The 25,691-nt window shown below is 53.4% G+C and carries 18 protein-coding genes; 17 read left to right on the forward strand and 1 reads right to left on the reverse strand.

Annotated elements, in window-relative coordinates:
- Nucleotides 1-102: 102 nt before the first annotated feature.
- Nucleotides 103-1,671: a TerC family protein gene (locus tag AC6I79_RS07115; protein WP_349844330.1), complete on the reverse strand. Its 1,569-nt coding sequence runs from the start codon at nt 1,669-1,671 to the stop codon at nt 103-105.
- Nucleotides 1,672-2,460: 789 nt separating this feature from the next.
- Between AC6I79_RS07115 and wbaP the strand changes: the two genes are divergently transcribed.
- The 17 genes from wbaP (at nt 2,461) to AC6I79_RS07200 (ending at nt 25,690) form a co-directional block, all read left to right on the forward strand.
- Nucleotides 2,461-3,894, forward strand: coding sequence for an undecaprenyl-phosphate galactose phosphotransferase WbaP (gene wbaP / locus AC6I79_RS07120; RefSeq protein WP_058757291.1), 1,434 nt, complete (start codon nt 2,461-2,463; stop codon nt 3,892-3,894).
- Between the two features lie 299 nt (nt 3,895-4,193).
- Nucleotides 4,194-5,324, forward strand: coding sequence for a polysaccharide export protein (locus tag AC6I79_RS07125; RefSeq protein ID WP_031280061.1), 1,131 nt, complete (start codon nt 4,194-4,196; stop codon nt 5,322-5,324).
- 9 nt (nt 5,325-5,333) lie between these two features.
- On the forward strand, nt 5,334-5,768 hold the full coding sequence (locus AC6I79_RS07130; RefSeq protein WP_021509326.1) for an arsenate reductase/protein-tyrosine-phosphatase family protein: 435 nt from the start codon (nt 5,334-5,336) through the stop codon (nt 5,766-5,768).
- A 12-nt stretch (nt 5,769-5,780) separates the two neighbouring features.
- Nucleotides 5,781-7,958 carry a tyrosine-protein kinase Wzc gene (wzc, locus tag AC6I79_RS07135; RefSeq protein ID WP_021509327.1) on the forward strand — a complete coding sequence of 726 codons (2,178 nt, stop codon included), beginning with the start codon at nt 5,781-5,783 and terminating at the stop codon, nt 7,956-7,958.
- Between the two features lie 560 nt (nt 7,959-8,518).
- Nucleotides 8,519-9,436, forward strand: a complete 918-nt coding sequence (locus AC6I79_RS07140) for a glycosyltransferase family 2 protein (protein ID WP_058757292.1) — start codon at nt 8,519-8,521, stop codon at nt 9,434-9,436.
- Nucleotides 9,437-9,506: 70 nt separating this feature from the next.
- Nucleotides 9,507-10,259 (forward strand): glycosyltransferase family 2 protein, encoded by a 753-nt coding sequence (locus AC6I79_RS07145; RefSeq protein WP_498027648.1) that lies wholly within the window; start codon nt 9,507-9,509, stop codon nt 10,257-10,259.
- A gap of 159 nt (nt 10,260-10,418) precedes the next feature.
- Complete coding sequence (locus tag AC6I79_RS07150) at nt 10,419-11,453, forward strand: glycosyltransferase (protein ID WP_021509330.1); 1,035 nt, start codon at nt 10,419-10,421, stop codon at nt 11,451-11,453.
- Between the two features lie 69 nt (nt 11,454-11,522).
- The gene (locus AC6I79_RS07155; RefSeq protein ID WP_058757294.1) at nt 11,523-13,733 is read left to right on the forward strand and encodes a phage tailspike protein; all 2,211 of its coding nucleotides are present in this window, start codon (nt 11,523-11,525) and stop codon (nt 13,731-13,733) included.
- A gap of 309 nt (nt 13,734-14,042) precedes the next feature.
- Entirely contained in the window at nt 14,043-15,305 is a 1,263-nt protein-coding gene (wcaK, locus tag AC6I79_RS07160) for a colanic acid biosynthesis pyruvyl transferase WcaK (RefSeq protein ID WP_058757295.1), read from the forward strand.
- 3 nt (nt 15,306-15,308) lie between these two features.
- Complete coding sequence (locus AC6I79_RS07165; RefSeq protein ID WP_058769967.1) at nt 15,309-16,532, forward strand: glycosyltransferase; 1,224 nt, start codon at nt 15,309-15,311, stop codon at nt 16,530-16,532.
- Complete coding sequence (locus AC6I79_RS07170; RefSeq protein ID WP_021509334.1) at nt 16,529-17,869, forward strand: MOP flippase family protein; 1,341 nt, start codon at nt 16,529-16,531, stop codon at nt 17,867-17,869. Before AC6I79_RS07165 ends, AC6I79_RS07170 begins: the two co-directional genes overlap by 4 nt.
- Nucleotides 17,870-18,394: 525 nt before the next feature.
- Nucleotides 18,395-19,291, forward strand: coding sequence for a UTP--glucose-1-phosphate uridylyltransferase GalF (gene galF, locus AC6I79_RS07175; protein ID WP_021509335.1), 897 nt, complete (start codon nt 18,395-18,397; stop codon nt 19,289-19,291).
- 45 nt (nt 19,292-19,336) lie between these two features.
- A complete protein-coding gene (gene galE, locus AC6I79_RS07180) occupies nt 19,337-20,350 on the forward strand; it encodes a UDP-glucose 4-epimerase GalE (RefSeq protein ID WP_058780359.1) in 1,014 nt (337 codons plus the stop codon).
- Nucleotides 20,351-20,869: 519 nt separating this feature from the next.
- The gene (locus AC6I79_RS07185) at nt 20,870-22,285 is read left to right on the forward strand and encodes a mannose-1-phosphate guanylyltransferase/mannose-6-phosphate isomerase (protein WP_498027735.1); all 1,416 of its coding nucleotides are present in this window, start codon (nt 20,870-20,872) and stop codon (nt 22,283-22,285) included.
- A 14-nt stretch (nt 22,286-22,299) separates the two neighbouring features.
- Nucleotides 22,300-23,679 carry a phosphomannomutase CpsG gene (cpsG, locus tag AC6I79_RS07190; RefSeq protein WP_498027649.1) on the forward strand — a complete coding sequence of 460 codons (1,380 nt, stop codon included), beginning with the start codon at nt 22,300-22,302 and terminating at the stop codon, nt 23,677-23,679.
- Complete coding sequence (locus AC6I79_RS07195; protein WP_058757300.1) at nt 23,676-24,473, forward strand: ABC transporter permease; 798 nt, start codon at nt 23,676-23,678, stop codon at nt 24,471-24,473. Before cpsG ends, AC6I79_RS07195 begins: the two co-directional genes overlap by 4 nt.
- Nucleotides 24,473-25,690: an ABC transporter ATP-binding protein gene (locus AC6I79_RS07200; protein ID WP_058757301.1), complete on the forward strand. Its 1,218-nt coding sequence runs from the start codon at nt 24,473-24,475 to the stop codon at nt 25,688-25,690. Before AC6I79_RS07195 ends, AC6I79_RS07200 begins: the two co-directional genes overlap by 1 nt.
- Nucleotide 25,691 lies beyond the last annotated feature (1 nt).

Consider the following 25,691-nt stretch of genomic DNA (forward strand, 5'->3'; position numbering starts at 1 on the left):
TGTACAACGGTGCGGATGTCAGGCATGCGCGATAAATCGCGCCGCTACAAATCGCAACACAGGTGGCCGGACACGCATAATAAATCACGCCCCGGCACCGGGTTAAATAAACGGTGCGGGCGCGACCGGCACAATCTCGACTTTTTGCACCCGATGGTTCTCCACCTGCAGGGTGCGCAGCAGATAATCCCCGACGCGCAACTCCTCACCTTCGGCCGGCACGTGCTGCAGGCTATCCATCAGTAATCCCGCCAGCGTATGGTAATTGCGCCTCTCGTCGAGCGGCAGCGCCACGTATAGCGCTAAATCTTCCAGCGGCATATGGCCGTTGGCGATCCAGCCGCCATGCTCTGCGGGCTGAATATCGTAACGGGCATCAATCTCTTCCCCTTCATTGGGCAGATTGCCGGCGATGGTCTCCATCACGTCGCTCAGCGTCACCACGCCTTCCACCGAACCAAACTCATCCACCACAAAGGCAAAATGGGTGCGCGCATGGCGAAACTGCTCCAGCGCCTGCAGCAGGGTGACGCGCTCGGGAAACACCAGCGGCTGGCGGATCAGCGCACGCAAATCCAGCGATTTACTGTGCAGCGACTGATGCAGCAGATCGATCACATGCACCACGCCCAGCGGCTCGCGCCCCTGTTCGGTGATCAGCAGGCGCGTATGCTGGTTGCGGTCGAGTTTATCCATGATCGACTGCGGGTCTTCGCTCAGATCGATGTGCTCGACGTCATGGCGTGACGTCATGATGCTGTTGATTTGGCGCTGACCCAGACCCAGCACGCGCATTATCATGCGCCGCTCCTGACGATTAAACAGCGCTGCGCCCTGGTTATCGCTCAGTAGCGATGCCGTGTCGGCATCCAGATCGGCGCGCTGTGCTTCACCGCGCAGAATGCGCAGCACGGCTTCGGCGGTGCGCTGGCGCAGCGGTCGTCCGGCGGTAAGAAAACGGCGGCGATTAAACAGCGCCAGCTGGTTAAAGATCTCAATCACAATCGAGAAGCCAATGGCCGCGTACAGATAGCCTTTCGGGATGACGAAGCCGAAACCCTCTGCCACCAGACTAAAGCCGATCATCAGCAGAAAGCTCAGGCAGAGAATCACAATGGTCGGATGGCCGTTAACGAAGCGCGTCAGCGGCTTGCTGGCCAGCAGCATTAACAGGATGGCGATGGTCACGGCGATCATCATCACCGGCAGGTCGTTGACCATACCGACGGCGGTAATGACGGCATCAAGTGAAAAGATGGCGTCCAGCACCACGATTTGCGCCACCACCGGCCAGAATTTAGCACCGCTGTTATTTTGACCCGATTCCTCGTCGCTGCCCTCCAGCCGGGCGTTCAGTTCGGTGGTGGCTTTAAACAACAGGAAGATACCGCCGCCCAGCAGCAGCAGGTCGCGTGCGCTGAAGCTGTGCTGGAAGAGGGTGAACAGCGGTTGGGTCAGCGTAACCAGCCACGACAGCGACGCCAGCAGCACCAGCCGTGATACCAGCGCCAGCAGCAGGCCGAACACCCGCGCGCGGTCGCGCATCGTCGGCGGCAGCTTCTCCACCAGGATGGCAATGAAAACCAGGTTATCAATACCCAGCACCAGCTCAAGAACGATTAGCGTGACTAATCCTGCCCAGAGCGACGGATCGATGATCCACTCCCACATACTTTCATCACCATAATGTCTAAAAATGAGCTTAGTCTGATGATAGTTAATCGTCAGACAGGGTACAAATACGCCCCGGCCGCGCGGAAGTCGCGGGCTGGCGGCTTATTAGGATTAATCTTACCTTGTTCAGCCGGGCGATAAGTGAAAAGTATGGATAAACATCCTGTGTGGATGAAGACCACTATTTATTCTTATCCAGCGGCAAAAGCGTACATTTTTAATGCGACTAATCTGAAGACGGGTATCGAATTATTCTGAAATTTGGCGTGAAATTGCCTGGCGGGGCTGGCATCAATACTTATGGCTGGTAGTCTTTTTCCTAAAATAGTGCAGGGAAGACGGGGCCTACTTGTAAACAAGCCAGTAATAACTAGTATAGCAACGTGTTAGTAAATGTCTGCGCCAATGTTGTTAATAGCGCGCTGTTTAGCTTCTTAATGTTGTGAATTGTGATCGTGCACGGGTTAAGGCGGGTATTTCCCGGCGTGGCGACAAAGCGCGGACAAAAAATAGGGTGTTGTAAGCGGTATTGGCAGCGACAGCCAAGGGCGGTAGCGTGCCTGACGTGGTTTTCACAGGTTAAGAATTGTCTGGCCTTGCGGCAAAAGGAAGTCAGACTAATCTGTTGGTATTTATCACAATTTTCTTGCTTAACTGGAAAGAGAATTGGCCTAAATGCCGGGGAGTTCGCCGCAGTTTGTCTCGCTGGTTTAGTTAGTGCATCGCTCATTAATTACTCAGGCTTAGGCGTTAGGGATTAAGGGAAATAAAATAAAAGAGTCAAATATGCGCGATAATGAATTTACATATAAAAGTCTTCTGACAAAAATTTTACTGGCGTGCTCGGATTTAATTTGTTTCAACGCGGCATTGTTTATTGCACTCGCGCTGATTAATTCGTTCGCCGATTCTCCACTGGCAGATATTTCTGAAAAAGACCTCAACTTAAAAATCGCCACCCATGTCTGTCTGTCCTTAATTTGTACAGGCTGGTTCTGGGTTCGCCTGCGTCATTATACCTATCGCAAACCCTTCTGGTTTGAGCTGAAAGAGATCTTTCGTACCATTCTCATTTTCTCTGTCATCGATTTGTCAATTTCAGCATTATCACAATGGCAGATGTCCCGTTTTGTCTGGGTATTAACGTGGATTTTAGCGCTGGTGCTGATTCCGCTGGCGCGCGCTATTTCCAAACGCGTGCTGAATCATTTCGGTATGTGGAAAAAGCAAACCATTATTATTGGCAGCAACCGTAACGCGCAGGAAGCCTGGCAGGCGCTGCAGAGCGAAGAGGTGATGGGCTTTGATGTGATCGCCTTCTTCGACGTCGATGGCAGCTGCCCGCAGGCTAGCATCTCCGGTGTACCGGTGCTGCATAACGAGCAGGAGCTGTGGCAACTGACCAACAGCGAAACCCAGTTTATCGTTGCGGTTGAGTTCGAGCAGAGTCAGCACCGCGACCGCTGGCTGAAAATGCTGGCGATGCATAACTGTCGCTCGGTCTCGGTTATCCCGACGTTGCGCGGCGTACCGCTGTACGGCACCGATATGGCTTACATCTTCAGCCATGAAGTGATGATTCTGCGTGTGAATAACAACCTGGCGAAACGCACCTCGCGTGTCCTGAAGCGGGCATTCGATATCGTCGGCGCGCTCAGCATCATCATCGCGCTGTCACCTGCGCTGCTGGTACTCGGCTTCATGGTTGGCCGTGATGGCGGACCACCGATTTACGGTCACGAACGTGTGGGTCTCAATGGCCGCAAGTTCAAGTGCCTGAAGTTCCGCTCGATGGTAATTAACTCGAAAGAGGTGCTGGAAGAGGTGCTGCGCACCGACCCGGTAGCCCGTGCCGAGTGGGACAAAGATTTCAAACTGAAAAACGATCCACGTATTACCAAAGTCGGTCATTTCATCCGTAAAACCAGCCTGGATGAGCTGCCGCAGCTGTGGAACGTCGTGCGCGGTGACATGAGCCTTGTTGGCCCGCGCCCGGTGATTGAAGATGAACTCTGCCGTTATGCCGGTGATGTTGATTATTACCTGATGGCAAAGCCAGGCATGACGGGATTGTGGCAGGTCAGCGGTCGTAACGACGTTGACTATGAGACGCGCGTCTATTTCGATTCGTGGTATGTCAAAAACTGGTCGCTGTGGAATGACATCGCGATTCTGTTTAAGACGGTCGGCGTGGTACTCAAACGCGACGGCGCTTATTGATAGACAGCAAGGGCAGGGGACGAAATAACGTTCCCGCCTGATAACTGCCGGTGCTGGGAGTGTCTGTAACTGATAACTGCCATTATCGAGCCCGAACAGAGCGGGTTATTAAGCCGCTTAACGATAACCCACTTTAATTGAAGTCGTCTGCAACCAGGATGACAACATAAACCAGGGAGCTAATGATAATGAACCTCAGTTTCAGTGTTTAATTCCTTGCCTTTATTTTTGTTAGACGCTTACACAGCGGCGTTTTCGCCTCTATCAATCATTAACTGATAGCGAAGAACCAGATGATAATGAAAACTAAATTGATACCGTTACTGGTATCCGCGACTTTCCTCTCCGGGTGCACCATCGAACCAGGTTCGCACCTTTCCACTAGCGGAAAAGATGTCATTGAGCAACAGGATAGCAATTTTGACATCGACAAATACGTTAACGTCTTCCCTCTGACGCCGCGTCTGGTTGAACAGATGCGTCCGAAGCCGCTGGTTGCTCAGGCTAACCCGCTGCTGCAGAACGAGATTCAGAGCTATCAATACCGCGTTGGCATCGGCGACGTACTGAACGTCACCGTATGGGATCACCCTGAGCTGACCACGCCGGCCGGTCAGTACCGTAGCGCCAGCGACACCGGTAACTGGGTGCAGGCAGACGGTACCATTTTCTATCCGTACATCGGTAAAGTGCGCGTTGCAGGCCGCACCGTGACGGAAATCCGCAGTGAAATCGCGCGTCGTCTGGCGCAGTTCATTGAAAGTCCGCAGGTGGATGTCAATGTGGCCGCGTTCCGTTCGCAGAAAGCCTACGTGACTGGTTCGGTCACCACCTCCGGCCAGCAGCCGATCACCAACGTGCCGCTGACCGTGCTGGATGCGGTGAACGCCGCGGGTGGCCTTGCCGCCGACGCCGACTGGCGCAACGTGGTGCTGACGCACAACGGCCGCGAGCAGCGCATTTCGCTGCAGGCGCTGATGCAAAACGGCGACCTGAGCCAGAACCATCTGCTCTATCCGGGCGACATCCTTTACGTACCGCGTAACGACGATCTGAAGATCTTCGTGATGGGCGAAGTGAAACAGCAGACCACGCTGAAGATGGACCGCAGCGGCATGACGCTGGCTGAAGCGCTGGGTAACGCACAGGGCATGGATCAAACCACCTCTGACGCCACCGGCGTATTCGTCATTCGTCCGATTCGCGGTGCTAACCGCACCAAGATCGCCAACATCTATCAGCTGAACACCAAAGATGCGGCGTCGATGGTGATGGGCACCGAATTCCAACTGGAGCCGTACGACATTGTCTACGTCACCGCAACACCAATCACCCGCTGGAACCGCGTGATTTCCGGACTGCTGCCGACCATCGTGGGTATCGACGATGCAAGCTCCGCAGCGCTGCGTTTCCGCAACTGGTCGGACTAAGGTTTTACCATGATTAAGTCAGTGTTAGTCGTCTGCGTCGGCAACATTTGCCGCTCCCCCACCGGGGAGCGTCTGTTTAAACGCGCACTTCCGCATACCCGTATCGCTTCTGCCGGTCTTGGCGCCCTGAAGGGCCACCCGGCGGATAAGACGGCCAGCGCCGTCGCCGCTGAACATGGCGTTTCGCTGGACGGTCATGAGGCTCAGCAGTTAACGGCCAGCATGTGCCGTGACTTTGACCTGATTCTGGTAATGGAGAAGCGCCACGTTGAGCAGGTGAACCGCATCGATCCGGCCGCGCGGGGGAAGACCATGCTGCTGGGCCACTGGCTTAACCAACAGGAAATTGCGGATCCGTACAAAAAAAGCCGTGAGGCCTTTGAAGAGGTTTACGGGTTACTGGAAAACGCTACCCAGAAATGGGTTAACGTACTAAGCCGATAGTTGGGAATATCCATGAATATCAAAAACAAGGTTATGACTGCGCCAAAAGAAGATTCGAATGGATGGGATCTGGCGCATCTTGTGGGACAGCTGATCGATCATCGCTGGATCATCGTGGCGGTCACCGCTTTCTTTATGCTGATGGCAACGCTCTACACACTGTTTGCTACGCCAATCTATAGCGCGGACGCTATGGTGCAGGTGGAGCAGAAAAACACCGCCTCGGTGCTGAACGAATTACAGGATGTGATTCCGACCACGCCAGCATCAGACACCGAGATTCAGATTATCGAATCCCGCATGGTGATTGGTAAAACCGTTAACGACCTCGGTCTGGACACGGTCATTCAGCAAAACTACTTCCCGGTGATCGGTAAAGGTCTGTCGCGCCTGATGGGCAACAAGCCGGCGCAGATTGCCATTTCACGCCTGGAAATTCCGCGCAGCATCGACAAACGTACCGTTGAGCTGGAAGTCACCGGTCCGCAGACCTATACCGTGAGCAAAGACGGCGACGAACTGTTCAAAGGCCGCGTCGGTCAGCTGGAGCAGCACGGCGACGTCACCATGCTGGTTAGCGGCATTCAGGCTGACGAAGGCACCAGCTTCAGCGTTACCAAGCTGAGCGACCTGCAGGCGATTAAAACCGTACTCGGCGCGCTGACCGTCGCCGATAAAGGCAAAACCACCGGCGTGCTGGGCCTGGAGTTCCAGGATGAAGATCAGGAGCAGGCGAGCCGCGTGCTGAACCAGATCGTCAACAACTATCTGCTGCAGAACGTTGAGCGTAAGTCTGAGCAGGCGGAAAAGAGCCTCGAATTCCTGCGCACCCAGCTGCCTAACGTGCGTGCCAAGCTGGACGATGCGGAAGACAAGCTGAACACCTTCCGTCGTCAGAACGAGTCGGTGGACATGTCGCTGGAAGCCAAATCGGCGCTCGACTCGTCCGTTAGCGTCCAGAGCCAGCTGAACGAGCTGACCTTCCGTGAAGCCGAAGTTTCCCAGCTGTTCACCAAAGACCACCCGACGTACCGCGCGCTGCTGGAAAAACGCAAAACGCTGGAAGCGGAACAGGCGCAGCTGAACAAGAAAATCTCGGCCATGCCGCAGACCCAGCAGGAGATTCTGCGTCTGACGCGTGATGTGCAGGCCGGTCAGGAAATCTACATGCAGCTGCTGAACCGTCAGCAGGAACTGGGCATCAGTAAGGCCAGCACCGTGGGTGATGTGCGCATCATCGACCGTGCTGAAACCAGCACCAGCCCGGTAGCACCGAAGAAACTGCTGATTATTGTCGCGGGTCTGATTGTTGGTCTGATGCTGTCGGTTGGTCTGGTGCTGCTGAAAGCGCTGTTCCACCACGGGATCGACAACCCGGAGCAGCTGGAAGAGCTGGGCATGAACGTCTATGCCAGCGTACCGCTCTCCGAGTGGCAGCGTAAGAAAGACACCGAAGCGCTGGCGCGACGCGGCAGCAAAGAGAAGTCGGATCCGCACAACACGCTGCTGGCGCTGGGTAACCCGACGGACCTCTCCATCGAAGCGATTCGTAGCCTCCGTACCAGCCTGCACTTCGCCATGATGGAAGCGAAAAACAACATCCTGATGATCACCGGTGCCAGCCCGGGTATTGGTAAAACCTTTATCTGTGCCAACCTGGCGACGCTGGTATCCAAAGCAGGTCAGCGCGTGCTGTTCATCGATGGTGATATGCGTCGCGGCTATACCCACGAGCTGCTGGGTGCGGACAACAAGACCGGCCTGTCTAACGTACTGTCAGGCAAGAGCGAGTTCTCGCCGGCGATGATTCAGAAGGGCGTGTACGGTTTTGACTTCCTGCCGCGCGGTCAGGTGCCACCGAACCCGTCTGAGCTGCTGATGCATCGTCGCATGCAGGAGCTGCTGGACTGGGCAAGCAAGAACTATGACCTGGTGCTGATCGATACGCCGCCGATTCTGGCTGTAACCGACGCTTCCATCATCGGTAAGCTGGCCGGTACCTCGCTGATGGTGGCGCGTTTCGAAACCAACACCACCAAAGAGCTGGATGTTAGCTACAAGCGCTTCGCCCAGAACGGTATCGAGATTAAAGGCGTCATCCTCAACGCCGTGGTCCGTAAAGCGTCGAATGCCTATGGTTATGGCTACGACTATTACAACTACGAATACGGCAAAGAGAGCAAAAGCTAAGCACTATCGGGGGCGGATTTTCCGCCCCTTTTTATGACTAAAATGCGTTAGCGAGGTGCGCATAAATGCGCACCCTACGTGGACGGTGCAGGAGAATTGACCTGTTTGCCGGTCCGCATAAATGCGCACCCTACGTGGACGGTACAGGAGAATTGACCTCTTTGCTGGTGCGCAAAAATGCACACCCTACGTGGACGGTGCAGGGGAATTGACCTCTTTGCTGGTGCGCATAAATGCACTGACGGTCAGAACCGTGCCCGACGCTGTAGGGTCGCCATTCATGGCGAACGGAAAACCGCTCTGTCGGATATAACGCCATTCATGGCGACCGGCAAACCGCCTGGCCGGACACAACGCCATACATGGCGACTAAATTTTTCGGTGCGTTTTGCACCATCCAACATACACACAGCACAATCTTAGGTATTTCCGTGACGGTACGAAAAGTCTTATTGAAAAAGAATACTAACGGCATGATTTTTCAGAACAAAGCCGATTCCTTTCTACAGGCCGCTCGCGTTACCGTTGAATCTGGAACAGCTGTTTAAGAGGTGCTGGCAATGCAGGACATCCGCTTCTCAATTGTAATTCCCGCTTATAACGCGTCGAAATCGATTGTCACGACGCTGGATTGCGTCAAAGCGCAAACCTATCGCAACTTTGAAGTCATCATCGTGGATGACAAATCCGCCGATGCCGCCGAACTGGCGCAGGTGGTGCGCGGCGAGCGCTATCAGGATCTGGACATCAAACTGGAGCTGTCTGAGGTCAAACTCAACGGTGCCGGCGCGCGCAACAAAGGTATTGAACTGGCGCAGGGCGATTTCATCAGCTTCCTCGACGCCGATGACGAGTGGCACGCGGACAAGCTGCTGGAAGTGTGCGATACCATCCGCAAGCTGGAAGCGCAGGGTAAATCGCGCTATGTCATCTTCAGCCAGGTCAATATTCATCAGGACGGCAGCTTCCTCAAAGTGATGCCGATGCAGCCGCCGGGGAAAAACGAGACCGTGGCGGAGTATCTGTTTGGCTGTTACGGCTTTATCCAGACCAGTACTATTGTGCTGAAACGCGAAGATGCCGCCAGAATCCAGTTTGATGCGCGCTATATTCGCCATCAGGATTATGACTTCTGCATCCGCGCCGACCGCATGGGCTACGAATTTGTGATGATCGCCAAACCGCTGGCGACCTACCATCTGGTGACCAAATTTGGTTCCAAACACAAAGGCGAGTCGGTGAAGTACTCCTTCTTCTGGCTCGACACCATGAAGCCGCACCTGACGGCGCGCGATATCCATACCTACAAAGCGTTCAAGCTGCCGCTGCGCTACAAAATGGATGGCAATTCGCTGCTGGCCAGCGTCAGTTTTGCGCGCTACTTCTTCCTCACCAACCGTGATAACCGCGCTTACTTCATCAATCGCCTGGTCGATAAGCTGAAGTCGCGCTTCACGGGGCGAAGAGCGGTTTCCTGATCGATTTATGACTTTCACTTGCTCCCGCAGCGGGAGCATTTTTTCGGTTCCTGACACTCCGGGTATACAAATGACAAATCATGTTGGCACCATCGGTATCGTGATGCCGATGTACAACGCGCGCAACACCGTGCTGCGTGCGGTTGAGTCGATCGTGAATCAGACCTACAGCGACTGGCATCTCTACCTGGTCAATGATAAATCCACCGATGATTCACTCGCTTTTGTGCGCGAGCACTGCCAGGACGCGCGCATCACTATCCTCAGCAACGAGGTCAACCTCGGCGCGGCGGAAACGCGCAACGTGGGCCTGCGCGCGGCCAAAGAGGAGATCATTGCGTTTCTCGACAGCGATGACGAATGGCACGCGGAGAAACTGGCCGAGCAGGCCGCGGCGCTGGCCGCCGGTGACGACTTTGTGATCACCCATTATCACTACAAAACCAAAACCGCCGATCACGACATCAACTACAACAAACTTTATCTGCAGCAGGAAAACTTCGTGAAGAAGCAGTATCGCGTCTGCTTCTCCTCGGTGTGTTTCCGTCGTCCGCCACAGGGCATCTTCTTCCAGCGTAAAGGCCATGAAGACTTCCTGTTCCTCTATGAGCTGTTCCTCCGCTACAAACAAGCCCGGGTGATCCAGAAGACGCTGGTCAACTACTACGAGCTGGGCGATTCGCTGTCGCGTAACAAAAATAAAGCGGCGAAATGGCACCTCGAATTATTAAGAATTATCTATAAAAACAATCCTTTAAAAATCTATTACTATTACGGCTGGTATATGGTGAATGGGGTTCTTTTCACCCTTAAGCATCGCTAATAACCGTCTTACTTTGAGCTGCCGCGGCGTTGGCTGCGCGTGCCCACCACAGTCACTTACCTGAGTAAGCTCCTGCGGATGGTCCCGCTTGCCGCCTTGCTGCAACTCAAACTACTCGGTTATTGAAATCGCCATTTGTTTGAGGTGGAAAGCATTTTCATGAAAAAGATTGTTTTGGTTATTAAGGATGCCTACTCCTACGCAGGCACGGAGAACATCTGCAACTTCATGTCGGAGTGCCTCGGTGAAGAGCATGCCGTTACCATTTACTCGCTGGAAGGGCACGGCAAAACCTTTTACCCGTTTGAGCGGGTGAAAGAGATTGTCAGCTTCGAAGGCCACAGCAACCCGATTAAAAGTGCCGTGGCGCGTATCCATCAGGAAGGCTTCGACAGCGTATTCCTGATCAGTATGGGGCGCCTGAGCGTGATGTTTGCCTTCTGGAACCTGATGGCAATGAAGAAAAAAACCTTCAAAGCCTACGCCTGCGAGCACATCGCTATTAACTCGTTCAGCAAGCCGATCAAACTGCTGAAGTGGCTGCTGCTGCGCTACTACGACCAGGTGATCGTGCTGACTGACAAAGACCATCAGGTCTTCACCCGCTGGCATATCCCCAGCCAGCAAATTCCTAATCCGGTGGTGTACAAATCCTGGCAGCGCGAGACGCGCAGTCGTCAGGCGCTGGCGGTAGGCCGCCTCGATAACCAGAAGGGCTTTGACCTGCTGCTGGATATCTGGGCCGACTTCAGCAAAAAACACCCGGAGTGGAAGCTGGTGATCGCCGGTGACGGCGAACTGCGCCAGCAGCTGCACGATCAGGCCGCGGCGCTGGGCATCACCGGCAGCGTTAACTTTGTCGGCAAAGTCAGCAATATCAATGATTACTACCGCGACAGCGACATGGCGCTGATGACTTCACGTTATGAAGGACTGCCGCTGGTACTGCTGGAAGCCAAATCCTGGTCGCTGCCGGTGGTGGCCTATGACTGTCCGACCGGACCGCAGGAGATCATCAACCACGGCGAAGATGGTTTCCTGGTGCCAATGAACGACAAAGCCACTTTCCTGGCGCGCATGGAGCAGCTGGCCAGCGACGATCGCCTGTTCTTTGCCATGAGCGAAAAGACCAAAGAGACGGCGCTGAAGTTTGACGGTAATCAGATCAAACAGAGCTGGCTGGCGCTGGTGTAAACACTTTTATCGTGCCTCGGGGATACCTTTTCGGCCGCCATGCGGCCCCATGACCACGGGATTGTTAGCATGAAAAGAAGAGAAGTCTTGCAAACTGCAGCCTCCTCCATTGTTGCCGCGCTGTCGGTGAGCGCGTTTTCCAGTTACGCCGCCAAAAGTGGTCAGCCAGCGCTGAAAGCGGTTGATGCCTCCAGCGTCCCGCCGGGCGATGTGCCGATTCTGACGCCGGAAAACGTCTATACCATGCCACCGCAGTTCTGGCAGAACTTTGAAGGCAAACTGTGGATTGGCGCAGCAGGCAAAGATGCCAGCCAGGCCGGCAACCAGATTCCGGTGTATCTGCGCGACGCCAGCGGTAAGGTGTCCCAGGTGAGCCAGCCAATTGCGCTCAACAAAGGCAACTTTGCCCAGTTTATTCACGATAATGCCGCGTTAATCGCCAATCCCGCGCACTCGATGGTGGTGGAAGATAACCAGGGCAATACGCTGTTTTCCATCAGCGACGTGTCGCGCCCGAACGCCAGCAACTTCAGCCAGCGCCTGGCGCAGCCGAACGGTTATCAGCTGATCGGCGAAATCCCGTCGGTGGAAGAGCTGCGTAAAACCCGACCGCTGTTTGCCGGGGCGAAAATCAAGCTGAAGAGCTGGCACGAAGGGCTGGAAGTGGGCGGCGGCGAGTTCGTCGGCGTGTATGGCGAAGGCGAAGATGATGGCGGCGTGATTTTCAGCGGCAACGGGTTCTACTGGCGCCGCGTGGTGGAAGATTTCAACCGCCTGACGCTGTTTGACTTCGGCGCCATCGCCGACGGCAAAACCGATACGGCACCGGCGATCAAAGCCATGTATCAGTGGTCGCTCAAGGCTAACCAGCAGATCTGCGTACAGTTTCCGGCAGGCACCTTCTTCGTGACCGGCTGTGACTTTGGCGATCAGCAGCAACGCTTCTTCCGCATTTCCGGCGCGATGGTTAACTTCGGCTATTTCCCGGCGACCACGCTGGTATCTGACGGTCGTTCCGAATTCCTGTTCCAGGTGAATGCGCGCTGGACCGAAATCTCCAACCTGATCTTCAACGGTCAGAACGACAAGCGGCCAAACAAACAGGGGCTGTTTCGCAACACCTGTCCGGGCGGCCAGTTCTTCCGCGGTGCCTGCCTGCGCTTCAACCGCGTCGGCGGCACCTCAATCAGCCTGCTGGATACGCTGGACTGCAAAATCGACCAGTGGTACGCCGACACCTGTACCGGTGACGTGATCAAAGCCAGCTGGTCCGGACAGAAGCAGGGTGCATGGGACCACAGTACGGCGATTGAGCTGTCGAACTTCAACGCCCAGCGCTGTACCGGCGGCATGGTACTTAACCTGCCGCGCTGCAGCCAGTCAATCATTCATAACGGCTGGATTGAGCACAGCGAGCACCCCGGCGACATCTCTAACGGCCAGTGGATTATTGATGCGCTGAGCCTGGAAGATTGCAAAAACCCCCTGAACGCGCGCAATTCCCGCCTCAACATGCGCCAGACCAATCTGCAGTCTGGCAGCTGGATCGATAACTCGCTGGAAGGCGAGCGCTGGCTGAATATCTGGGAGATGGGCTCAACGCGGGTAGAGTCTTACGGCGTGGCCATCGACGGCAGCCTGAAATACAACTACATCACATCGCGTTTCCGTCTGACCAACAACACCAATCAGGCCACCTGGTTCGAGCTGGGGAATTTTTACTCGCCCACCGTGGGTGACAGCTGGGAGATCGAGCTGTTTGGTCAGTCGCAGTTCAGCAACGGCAGCGATAAACAGCCACTGCTCGACGTGATGGGCGGTAAACAGACCGGCGGTCGCGCGGTGATTCATCTGCAGCGCAAAACCAGCAAGGCGGAAGCCAGCTGGTCCGCGGAAGGCAGTTCGCCGGTGCTGGAGGTGCGCGTCGATGCGCGCAGCGATACCGATAGCAAAGTGTTCGTCAAACTGGCGGGCTGGACGCCGACGGCGGTGGTGCTGATTAAGAGCACCGCCAAAGACCGTTTCCTCACCGGCCGCTGTGCGCGCGTTGACGCCACCATGGCGCAGGGCAGTCCGACCAGCGGCAGCCAGCCGGCCCCGCAGCGGTTTAGCCTGCACAACGGTAAAGCCGGCATCGGCGGCAATGAGCAGGGCGATTTGCTGCTGGCGTCGCGCGCGCTAAAGCCCGAACAGGTGGATACGCGCCAGCCGAAGGGGTTTGTTTCAGTGGTGATCAACGGCGAGCAGGTGGCGCTGCCGTATTTTGCGCTGAAGTCGTAAGGATTTAACGCAGGTAACGGTGCAATTTATCGCGGAGGCCACAGCGGCAGCGAGCCGGGCCGGGCAAAGCGCAATAAATTGCGCCGCTACGGTTTGTGCAGAGGAGAGTTCTGCACTGACCCTTTGCACAGTCTGTAGCGGCGCGATTTATCGCGCATGTAACACCTGTCGCAGGTATCAATTACGTCACAACAGGCAGTCGTTAATTTCGGGCCGCTGGCCCATTAGCAGTTTTTTCTTACAGAGTTCACTTAGCCAGTATGGAACTGGCGGCTTGTAAAAAATTACAAAAATTTATCTGGAGTTTTTATGAAGATTTTATTGGTGGGTAACCATACCTGTGGAAATCGTGGGGATGGCGCGATTTTACGTGGACTGATTGATTCATTGCAGGCCGCGCGTGGGGATCTGGATATCGATGTCATCAGCCGCTATCCAACCAGCTCCGGATATTTACTGCAGCAGCACATCCAGCAGGATTCGCTGTTTCTGCATAACAGTAAGGCGCCAAAGGGGCTGGTCAGCAGCCTGAAGCGCAAAGTCGCCAACCGTCTGATGCCGGACATCATGATGGCACACCTCGGCAAAGGTGGCGTGTATAAATCCTTCTCGGTGCCGCCGCATCTGGCGGAATTCACCCGCAGCCTGGCGAAATATGACGCCATCATCCAGGTTGGTGGCTCGTTCTTCGTCGATCTGTACGGCGTCACTCAGTTCGATCACGCGCTGTGCGCGCTGATGGCGAAGAAGCCGCTGCACATGATCGGTCACTCGGTGGGCCCGTTCGAAAACCCGCGCGTCAATGCGCTGGCAAACTTTGTTTTTGATCGCGTCGACAGCCTGGTGCTGCGCGAAGAGGTCAGCCTCGATCGCCTGAAGCAGGATGGCGTGACCACCAGCAGGGTGAAGAAGGGCGTGGACACCGCGTTCCTGGTGCAGGCGCGCGAGGTGGAAAATCCGAGCCACAACCTGCTGCACTGGCAGAACATCATTCAGTCGCGCAAAACCATCGCTATCACTGTGCGTGAGCTGGCACCGTTCGACAAACGTCTTGGCGTCACGCAGAAAGAGTACGAAGCCGCGTTTGGCCGGGTGATCAACGCCATGATCGCCGAAGGTTATCAGGTGGTGGCGTTCTCCACCTGTACCGGCATTGACAGCTATGCCAAAGATGACCGTATGGTGGCGCTGACGCTGCGCGACCACGTTGAGCAGCCGGAGCACTACCATGTGATCATGGACGAGTTCAACGACCTGGAACTCGGCATCCTGCTCAGCCACTGCCATCTCACCATCGGCACACGCCTGCACTCGGCAATCATCTCCATGAACTTCGGCACACCAGCCGTGGCCATCAACTACGAGCACAAATCGCTCGGCGTGATGAACCAGCTGGGTCTGCCGCAGATGGCCACCGACGTGCAGAGCCTGATGGACGGCTCGCTGATCGACAAAGTGCAGACGGTGCTGGCGGACTACGACAACGTGAAGCAAAAAGTGAACACCGCGGTGGCGCAGGAGCGTGAAATCGGCAACCGCATCACCGAAGAAATTCTCAACGTCCTGGGGTAAGTGATGAAGCTAACCTTTTTCACCATGCGTTTTCCGGTTGCCTCTGAGACGTTTGTCCTCAATCAGGTGACGCATTTCATCGATGCCGGCTATGACGTCGAGATCATCTCGGTGTTTCCGGGCGACATGATCAACCGTCATGCCGCGTTCGATGAGTACAATCTGGCGGCGAAAACCCACTATCTGCTGCCGGAAGAGAAGGTATCAAACCTCGACAAACTGACCCAGCGCATCGGTCTGATGCTGCCGAAAATCGCCAAACCGGCGCTGCTGAAGTCGCTCAACGTTGGCCGCTACGGTGCGCAGGCGAAAAAACTGCTGCTGCCAGCCATTGTCGCTAATGCCCGGCAGACCTTTACCGCCGATGTGTTCCTGGTGCACTTCGGCTATGCCGGTGCGCTGGCAAATAAACTGCGCGAGCTGGGGGTACTGAAGGGCAAGCAGGCGACGGTGTTCCACGGCGCTGATATCTCGCGTCGCCACATTCTTGAAGAGCACAAACTGGATTACATCAACCTGTTCAGGCAGAGCGAACTGATGCTGCCGATCAGCCATCTGTGGGAGAACAAGCTGATTGAGATGGGCTGTCCGCGCGAGAAAGTGCACGTCACGCGCATGGGCATCGAGCCGGAGAAGTTTAACTTCCAGCCACGCGACGCGTTCCACAAACCGCTGCGCATCGTTTCGGTGGCGCGCCTGACCGAGAAAAAAGGGCTGGACGTGGCGGTCAAAGCCAGTGAAATCCTGCGCGATAACGGCGGTCAGTTCCAGTTCACCATCATTGGTAACGGCGAGCAGGACGGCATGATGCGTGAGCACATCGCGCGTGCCGGCCTGGAAGATATGGTGACCATGCCGGGCTTCAAGCCGCAGGAGGAGATTCGTCAGGCGCTGAGCGAGGCCGATATCTTCCTGCTGCCGTCGAAAACCGCCGCCGATGGCGATATGGAAGGCATTCCGGTGGCGCTGATGGAAGCGATGGCGGTCGGCCTGCCGGTGGTGTCCACCTACCACAGCGGCATCCCGGAGCTGATTCAGAATAACGTCAGCGGCTGGCTGGTATCGGAAAATGATGCCGACGAGCTGGCGGACACGCTGCTGCGCCTGTCGCGCGGCGACGTTGACGTTGCACCGGTGGTGGCCGCAGCGCGCCATAAAGTGGAAACCGAGTTCAATCAGCACATCGCTTACGGTGAGCTGGCGAAAATTCTGGAGCGCATGGTGTGAGTGGATTAAAAAAACAGGCGGTGTGGCTGTTTGGCAGCACCTGCTTTGCCGCGCTGCTGCAGGTGCTGCAGCTGGCGGTGCTGGCGCGCAAGCTGGAAGCGCACGAGCTGGGTTTGCTGGCGATCATCAACGCCATTCTGGCGGTGGCTACCGTGCTGCAGGACATGGGCATGAGCAGCTACATCGTGCATCGTCAGGAGATTACACGTCGAGAGCAGAGCACTATTTACTGGGTTAACGTCTCGCTGAGCTTCTGTACCGGTCTGATCATGCTGGCCATCGCCTGGCCGGTGGCGTGGTTCTACCATCTGCCGGAGCTGACGGCGTTGATTATGCTCACCAGCCTCAACTTCCTCGTGCTCGGCCACCTGTCGCAGTATCAGGCGCACTATGTGAAAACCAAACGCATGGTGACGCTGGCGAAGATTGAGATGGGCACCAAGCTGTTTGCCTTCCTGTGTACGGTGGCGATGCTCTATTTCACCTCCCTGACGGTAGCGGCAGCGATTCTCGGGCTGTTCATCAACGCCTTCACGCGCATTCTCTGCATGATCTACTTTGGCGAGAAGTCGTGGCGGCCAACGTGGGAGTTCGACGGCAAAACCTTTGTCAGCGCGGTGCGTTACGGTATCTATCAATTGGGTTCACAGACCATTAACCAGCTGCGTACTCAGGCCGATGCGCTGATCGTCGGTAAAGTGATGGGTGCCGAGATGCTGGGGATTTACTCGCTGGCGAAAGAGCTGATTCTGCAGCCGCTGAAGCTGGTGTCGCCAGTGATTAACCGCCTGGCGCTGCCGCGCTTCGCCGAGAAGCAGCACGATCCCGAGCAGCTAAAAAAACTGTTCCTCAAGGGCACCTTCGTTATCATGCTGTTCAGCAGTGCGATGTACCTGGCGATTGGTATTCTCTCTCCGGTGATTGTGCGTGTGCTGTACGGCGCTTCGCACGAGCAGGTGTATCACCTGATCCCGCTGATGCTGCTGTTCGGTATGCTGCGCCCGATGGGCGGCCTGACCGGCGCGATCTCCCAGGCGAACGGACGCACCAACGTCGAGTTCTACTGGAATATCGTCGCCAGCCTGGTGGTGGTGGTGGTGCTGGCCACTACGTGGATCTGGCCGAACGTGATTTACGTGGCGCTGACGCTGTCGATTTCCCAGGTGCTGATCTCCGCCTTCGCGCATCCGTTCTTCATCAAACCGGTGATTGGCATCCGCTTTATGCCGTATGCGCGCCAGTGGGTGTCGGTGTCGGTGGTGTTTGTCGGCCTGATGCTGCTGGTGAATCATTTCAACCTGTTCGTGATGCCCGAGTGGTTTGAGGGCTGGCTGTAAGCGGTGATGACAGGGGCGGTCGTTAGCAATGACAACACGTTTGTCAGTAAAGCTCTGAAACCGTGCAGCAACCGTTGCACTTTTGGTAGCGGCGCAATTTATTGCGCGATAAATCGCGCCGCTACGAATTTTATGCGATTTGTATTTGCTGTTACTGAACGGCATTACGCCATTTTGCGACCAAACCCTGACGCCACCGGTCAAAACAACATCTTTAATCGCCGCCAGCCTTTTCCGCTGCGATACCACACCTTCGCCCTAATGATGTTTCCGCAACGCCGGCCAAACCGCTCAACAATCACTGGCCTCACCGGTCATTGCTCAGCACTCTGCCTTCCACTGTTTTTCAGCCATTTAGCCACTTTTTTTTTCCGCCTGATTACCGGGTGGCAGATGGACTTTTTGACGATTTTTTATGTGTTGACAGAGAGTTAGTGCCGGTTTTTCAGATAAAGATTATACTTGCTCAACCGGCCGATCCTGCATAATCGACCCCACGTATTCACTTCATGAAATGGAATAAATATGACCAAGCTTAAAGCAGTAATCCCGGTTGCGGGTCTCGGTATGCATATGCTCCCTGCGACTAAAGCCATTCCGAAAGAGATGCTGCCTATCGTCGATAAACCAATGATTCAGTACATTGTCGACGAGTGCGTGGCGGCGGGCATCAAGGAGATTGTGCTGGTCACCCATGCTTCCAAAAATGCAGTGGAAAACCACTTCGATACCACCTACGAGCTGGAAGCGCTGCTTGAAGCGCGCGTGAAACGCCAGCTGCTGAGCGAAGTGCAGTCAATCTGTCCGCCGGGCGTGACTATCATGAACGTGCGTCAGGCGAACCCGCTGGGTCTTGGCCACTCGGTACTGTGTGCCCGTCCGATGATTGGCGACAACCCATTTGTGGTGGTACTGCCAGACGTGCTGCTGGATGACTCCACCGCTGACCACCTGCGCTACAACCTTGCCGCGATGGTGGCACGCTTCGAAGAGACCGGCCGCAGCCAGGTTCTGGCGAAACACATGCCGGGCGAAGACCTGTCTGAATATGGCGTGCTGACCACCGAGCAGCCGCTGGATAATCCGGGCGATATCAGCACCATCACCAACTTCGTGGAAAAACCTGAGCATCCGTCCGAGCTGAACTCAGACCTGACCGCCGTGGGCCGTTACGTGCTTTCTGCGGATATCTGGGGTGAACTGGAGCGCACTGAGCCAGGCGCCTGGGGCCGTATCCAGCTGACCGATGCCATCGCCTCCCTGAGCCAGAAAAAACCGGTTGATGCCCAGCTGCTGACCGGCACCAGCTTCGACTGCGGTCGTAAACTCGGCTACATGCAGGCCTTCGTCTCTTACGGTCTGCGCAACAACACCCAGGGCCGCGATTTCCGCGAAGCAATCCAAAAAATTCTGGCAAAATAATCTCTTTCCCCGCCGCGCAGGTTGCGCGGTTTTAAAGGAGTACACATGGCTATTTTGGTAACGGGCGGAGCAGGGTACATCGGCTCCCATACGGTGCTGGCGCTGTTAGAGCGCGGCGACGACGTTGTAGTCCTGGATAACCTTTGCAATGCCTCGCGCGAAGCAATCAATCGCGTTGAGAAGCTGGCCGGTAAGAAAGCGGTCTTCGTTGAAGGCGATATCCGCGACCGCGCCTGCCTGCGCGATCTGTTTGCCAGCAATGACATCTCGGCCGTCATCCACTTCGCCGCGCTGAAAGCGGTAGGCGAATCCACGCGCATGCCGCTGGAATATTACGAAAACAATGTCGCCGGGACCGTGGTGCTGCTGGAAGAGATGCGCGCCGCCGGCGTGTGGAACTTTATCTTCAGCTCATCCGCCACCGTATATGGCGCTGACGCACCGGTTCCGTACGTCGAGACGACGCCGATTGGTGGTACCACCAGTCCGTACGGCACCTCCAAACTGATGATTGAGTTCGTGATGCGCGACTTCGCCAAAGCCGAGCCGAACTTCAAAGCCATCGCGCTGCGCTACTTCAACCCGGTCGGCGCGCACGAATCCGGTGAGATTGGCGAAGACCCAACCGGTATTCCGAACAACCTGCTGCCGTACATTGCGCAGGTGGCAATTGGGCGTCTGGACAAGCTGGGCGTGTTTGGCGATGACTACGCGACGCCAGATGGCACCTGCCAGCGCGACTACATTCACGTCGTCGACCTGGCGGAAGGGCACCTGAAAGCGCTGGATCACCTGCCAAAAGTTGAAGGTTACAAAGCTTACAACCTCGGCGGCGGCAAAGGCTTCTCAGTGCTGGAGATGATCAAGGCGTTTGAGCAGGCATCCGGTAAACAGATTCCGTTCGAGTTCAAACCGCGCCGCGACGGTGATCTGCCGGCGTTCTGGGCGGATGCCAGCCTGGCGAACAAAGAGCTCGACTGGCGCGTCACGCGCGGTATCGATGCGATGATGCGCGATACCTGGAACTGGCAGTCGAAGAACCCGAATGGGTTTGAGTGATTAAGCAGGTAATGAGTAAAAACCCGGCATATGCCGGGTTTTTTTATGGGCAAATAATTTACTTTGATGTTTTTTTGGTCAGGCATTCATTTGCGGGATGCAGAAAAATCCTAATCAGCGCCAGACTAATGCATCAACGTCACAACTCATCATATTGATTTAGTGAAACCCCGCTGCAGCCTTTCATTCTGCGAATCGCCAGCTATATTCTTTCCGACTCAGTAGCTTGCAGTTAACCGCAACGATGAAAAGAAATTAAGATTCGCCGCGTCGGCATCAGACAATAACCATGTTAATTCGGCAGCACAAAATGTATTATTTGCGATGGTCTCAGACAAAGCGGTTGATGCTGCAATATTGACCATAATTAGCCGAGACGGAAAGCACAGGATTGACTTGTTACACAGCATATTGGTTGCTGCAAGCCAAGGGCGGTAGCGTGGCTATTTTTTGTTTTGCTGAAAAATTGTCCCGCTGGAAATGATAGAGCAGTCTAAAAGACACATTAGAGGTTGTGGAATGTTACTTCCCGTAATCATGGCCGGAGGAACCGGCAGTCGTTTGTGGCCCCTTTCACGTGAATTGTATCCAAAACAGTTCATCAGCTTGCACGGACAGCACTCGATGCTGCAGGAGACTGTCAACCGCCTGACCGGTGTCGAAGCGCGAGCTCCGCTGGTCATCTGCAACGAAGAGCACCGTTTCCTCGTCGCTGAACAGCTTCGTCAGATCAACAAACTTTCCCATAACATCATCCTTGAACCGGTTGGTCGCAACACGGCGCCGGCGATTGCTCTGGCAGCGATTAACGCGATTGAGCAAGGCGATGATCCGGTACTGTTAGTGTTAGCCGCCGACCATGTCATTGAGAACCGCGCGGCATTCCACCAGGCCATCACCACCGCAACGAAATATGCCAAGCAGGGGCATCTGGTCACCTTCGGCATCGTGCCCACCGGACCTGAAATCGGTTACGGCTATATTCATCGCGGTGAGCAGCTGGCGGGTGATGAACATGCGCCGTTTAGCGTGCAGCGTTTTGTGGAAAAGCCTAACCTGAAAACGGCTCAGGATTATCTGGCTTCCGGTGAATATTACTGGAACAGCGGGATGTTTATGTTCCGCGCCAAACGTTATCTGCAGGAACTGGAAAAGTTCCGTCCTGATATTCTGGATGCCTGCCGCCGTGCCATGGCGAATGTGGCAGAAGGTAACGACTTCATCAGCATTGATAAAGACGATTTCATTGCCTGCCCGGATGAGTCCGTTGATTATGCCGTGATGGAGCAAACGGACGCTGCCGTCGTGGTGCCGCTGGATGCAGGCTGGAGCGATGTCGGATCCTGGTCCGCGCTGTGGGAAGTGAATGAAAAAGATGCAGCCGGTAACTCGCTGAAAGGCGATACCTTCCTGCATAACACTAAAAATTGCTACATCAACAGCGAAGATCAGTTAGTGGCAGCTATCGGCGTGGAAAATCTGGTGATTGTTAACACCAAAGATGCCGTGCTGGTGGCGCGCAAAGATCAGGTTCAGGACGTCAAACGCGTGGTGGAGTTCCTGAAGAGCGAATGCCGTACGGAATATCGTCGTCATCGTGAAACTTACTGGCCATGGGGACGCTGCGATCTGGTGGTCAATACCGGCCGTTTTAATGTAAATCGTATCACCGTTAAACCGGGTGAACGTTTCGAATTACAGATGCATTATCACCGAACTGAACACTGGGTGATCTTATCCGGCACTGCCAAAGTGACTATTCAGGATAAAACCTTATTGCTGACGGAAAACCAATCGACCTTTATTCCTATTGGCCATCAGCACACGTTAGAAAATCCAGGCAAGATTCCGTTAGAGCTGCTGGAAATTCAGTCAGGCTCCTATCTGGGCGATGACGATTTAATTCTGATTAAAGAACAATTTGCAAGTAAGTAAGGACAGACGAGATCATGGCAGCATTGACCTGTTTTAAAGCTTATGACATTCGCGGTGAGCTTGGCGCGGAATTAAATGAAGAAATTGCATATCGTATTGGTCGCGCTTATGGCGAATTTTTAAAGCCGGAAACGATTGTTGTGGGCGGCGATGTTCGGCTGACCAGCGAAAGCCTGAAAATGGCCCTGGCCAATGGTTTAATGGATGCGGGTACCAATGTACTTGATATCGGCTTAAGCGGCACGGAAGAGATTTATTTCGCCACCTTCCATTTAGGCATTGATGGTGGCATCGAAGTGACGGCAAGCCATAATCCGATGAACTATAACGGCATGAAGCTGGTGCGTGAAGGTTCCCGTCCTATCAGTGGCGATACAGGCTTACGTGATGTTCAGCGTCTGGCTGAAGCTAACGATTTTGCGCCGGTCGATGCAGCGAAGCGTGGCAGCTATAAACAGATTTCGGTATTGGATGCCTATGTCGATCACCTGATGGGCTACATTGATCTGGCAAATTTCACCAAAGCCATGACGCTGGTCATCAACTCGGGTAATGGCGCTGCCGGTCATGTTATCGATGAGATCGAAAAGCGCTTCCGGCAGGCGAATGCACCGGTCACCTTCGTTAAAGTTCACCATGAAGCGAATGGCAACTTCCCGAATGGTATTCCTAATCCCTTACTGCCAGAGTGCCGGAAAGATACCTCCGATGCGGTGAAAGCGAACAAAGCCGACATGGGCATCGCATTTGATGGCGACTTTGATCGCTGCTTCCTGTTTGACGAGAATGCAGAGTTCATCGAAGGTTATTACATTGTTGGCCTGCTGGCCGAAGCGTTCCTCAAAAAAGAGCCTGGCGCGAAGATCATTCACGATCCCCGTTTGACCTGGAACACCATCGACGTCGTCACTAAAGCGGGTGGCATACCTGTTATGTCTAAAACAGGTCATGCGTTTATTAAAGAGCGCATGCGTGAAGAAGATGCTGTGTACGGCGGCGAAATGAGCGCACATCATTACTTCCGTGATTTTGCTTATTGCGATAGCGGAATGATTCCGTGGCTGCTGGTAGCAGAGTTGCTGGCGGTGAAAGGAATGACGCTGTCTGAACTGGTTGCGGAACGTATGAAATCATTTCCGTGCAGTGGCGAGATTAACTATAAAGTTAATGATGCAAAAAAAATCCTTGAAAATTTAAAAAGTGAATTTGGACTGGATGCTTTTAAATCAGATACTATTGATGGCTTGAGCTTTGAATTTACTGATTGGAGATTCAATGTTAGAACATCAAATACTGAGCCATTACTAAGATTGAACGTTGAATCAAGATCAAATGATGGTTTAGTGAAAGAAAAGCTTGAGGCTATCTCTTATTTAATTAAGGCGCAGGAATGAATCTATCTCTTTTTAAATCCTTATGGGGTTATCGTGGGTTCGTTTTAGGTAACGTTAAGCGAGAATTTCAAGCGAAATATCAAAACTCACTATTAGGTGCGCTGTGGAATATACTTAATCCACTATCCATGATAGTGGTTTACACAGTTATATTTTCTCAAGTGATGCATTCGAGGATGCCTGGAGTTACTAATAGCTTTGGCTATAGCATTTACCTTTGCTCCGGTATTTTGACTTGGGGGCTTTTCGCTGAAGTCGTTGGTAGAGGTCAGAATGTATTCCTTGAATATGCTAATCTACTTAAAAAAATTAGCTTTCCGCGCTTATGTTTGCCAGTGACAATTATATGTAATGCTTTATTAAACTTCTCAATAGTTTTTAGCTTATTTACACTATTTTTGTTGGTTTCTGGCAACTTTCCGGGGTTAAGTTATTTTTACTTAATTCCAGTGCTTTTAGTATTAATGGTCTTTGCAATTGGCTTGGGTATCACATTAGGTGTATTGAATGTTTTTTTTCGAGATGTTGGGCAATTTTTCGGAATAGCTCTCCAGTTTTGGTTCTGGCTAACTCCGATCATATATCCTGCAGACATATTGCCTGCTAAGGCTCAGCAATACCTATCATACAATCCCATGTATGGAGTAATTACTGCAGCGCAGAATATTCTAGTCAAAAGCGAATCGCCTCAACTGCACCAGTTAATACCTACGTTATTTATCGGGATTATTCTATGCGTAATTGGCTTGAAGTTGTTTCGCAAGCATTCCGGTGAAATGGTGGATGAATTGTAATGGGTAAGATAACAGTTAATAATGTTGGAAAAGCATATAAGCAGTATCCCACAAGGTGGAGTCGTTTAGCGGAATGGTTTCTACCAGGTAAAAGAAAACGCCATAAGCTAAAATGGGTATTAGAAAATATTTCCTTCGAGGTCCATCCTGGAGAAGCGCTGGGTATTATAGGGATTAACGGCGCAGGTAAAAGCACACTTCTAAAAATGATTACTGGTACCACGCAACCAACTACTGGAAAAATTAGTTTAGAAGGTAGGGTTGCAGCTATGCTGGAATTAGGGATGGGATTCCATCCAGATTTTACAGGTAGACAAAATGTAATTATGTCTGGACAGCTTTTAGGATTTAGTCTTGAAGAAATTTATCAGCTGATGCCGGGGATAGAGGAGTTTGCAGAGATCGGAGCATATATAGATCAGCCTGTTCGAGTGTATTCGAGCGGGATGCAAATGAGACTAGCTTTTTCAGTCGCTACAGCTGTTAGACCAGATATTCTTATTGTTGATGAAGCACTCTCTGTTGGTGATGCTTATTTTCAGCATAAAAGCTTCAATAGAATCAGAGAATTCAGTCGTGCAGGCACGACTCTCCTTATAGTTTCGCATGATAAACAATCCATCCAGAGTATTTGTGATAAAGCCATCTTGTTAAACAGGGGCAAGCTGGAGATGGAAGGGGATCCTGAGTCTGTAATGGATTACTATAATGCTCTGTTGGCTGATAAACAGAATCAGAAAATAGAACAAGTTGAGCTTGCTGATGGTAGTATCCAAACTGTATCGGGCAGTGGAGAAGCAACCGTCAAAGATATTCGGATATTAAATCAGAAAGGAGACAGCATTGAATTTATCGATGTAGGTGAAGCTGTTACACTCAAAATAACAGTGGTTGTTAATGAAAATCTGCCGAGACTTGTGTTGGGTTACGGTATTAAAGACAGACTGGGACAAGTAATATACGGAACCAATACTGACTTAAAAAAACAAGCCATAATTGAGGCTAGAAAAGGGTCAGAGTATGTGTTTAACATTAGATTTAACGCTAACTTAGGTCCTGGTAGCTACTCAATTCAAACAGCATTAGTCAGTACGGATACTCACTTAGTTAACAATTACGAGTGGCGAGACTTGGCGATGGTTTTTAACATCATTAACATTAATAAACCACACTTTGCCGGATGCGCATGGATTGATCCAGATATAGAGATAAATTGAA

The sequence above is a fragment of the gamma proteobacterium symbiont of Scutellera amethystina genome (genome assembly GCF_059730845.1).

Excerpts from the sequence above, each read along its gene's own strand:
- wbaP (WP_058757291.1), top strand. The coding sequence starts at position 2,461 with ATGCGCGATAATGAATTTACATATAAAAGTCTTCTGACAAAAATTTTA.
- AC6I79_RS07150 (WP_021509330.1), top strand. The coding sequence starts at position 10,419 with ATGAAAAAGATTGTTTTGGTTATTAAGGATGCCTACTCCTACGCAGGC.
- AC6I79_RS07155 (WP_058757294.1), top strand. The coding sequence starts at position 11,523 with ATGAAAAGAAGAGAAGTCTTGCAAACTGCAGCCTCCTCCATTGTTGCC.
- galF (WP_021509335.1), top strand. The coding sequence starts at position 18,395 with ATGACCAAGCTTAAAGCAGTAATCCCGGTTGCGGGTCTCGGTATGCAT.
- AC6I79_RS07200 (WP_058757301.1), top strand. The coding sequence starts at position 24,473 with ATGGGTAAGATAACAGTTAATAATGTTGGAAAAGCATATAAGCAGTAT.
- AC6I79_RS07195 (WP_058757300.1), top strand. The coding sequence starts at position 23,676 with ATGAATCTATCTCTTTTTAAATCCTTATGGGGTTATCGTGGGTTCGTT.
- AC6I79_RS07145 (WP_498027648.1), top strand. The coding sequence starts at position 9,507 with ATGACAAATCATGTTGGCACCATCGGTATCGTGATGCCGATGTACAAC.
- galE (WP_058780359.1), top strand. The coding sequence starts at position 19,337 with ATGGCTATTTTGGTAACGGGCGGAGCAGGGTACATCGGCTCCCATACG.
- AC6I79_RS07115 (WP_349844330.1), bottom strand. The coding sequence starts at position 1,671 with ATGTGGGAGTGGATCATCGATCCGTCGCTCTGGGCAGGATTAGTCACG.
- AC6I79_RS07125 (WP_031280061.1), top strand. The coding sequence starts at position 4,194 with ATGAAAACTAAATTGATACCGTTACTGGTATCCGCGACTTTCCTCTCC.
- wcaK (WP_058757295.1), top strand. The coding sequence starts at position 14,043 with ATGAAGATTTTATTGGTGGGTAACCATACCTGTGGAAATCGTGGGGAT.
- wzc (WP_021509327.1), top strand. The coding sequence starts at position 5,781 with ATGAATATCAAAAACAAGGTTATGACTGCGCCAAAAGAAGATTCGAAT.
- AC6I79_RS07185 (WP_498027735.1), top strand. The coding sequence starts at position 20,870 with ATGTTACTTCCCGTAATCATGGCCGGAGGAACCGGCAGTCGTTTGTGG.
- AC6I79_RS07130 (WP_021509326.1), top strand. The coding sequence starts at position 5,334 with ATGATTAAGTCAGTGTTAGTCGTCTGCGTCGGCAACATTTGCCGCTCC.
- AC6I79_RS07140 (WP_058757292.1), top strand. The coding sequence starts at position 8,519 with ATGCAGGACATCCGCTTCTCAATTGTAATTCCCGCTTATAACGCGTCG.
- cpsG (WP_498027649.1), top strand. The coding sequence starts at position 22,300 with ATGGCAGCATTGACCTGTTTTAAAGCTTATGACATTCGCGGTGAGCTT.
- AC6I79_RS07165 (WP_058769967.1), top strand. The coding sequence starts at position 15,309 with ATGAAGCTAACCTTTTTCACCATGCGTTTTCCGGTTGCCTCTGAGACG.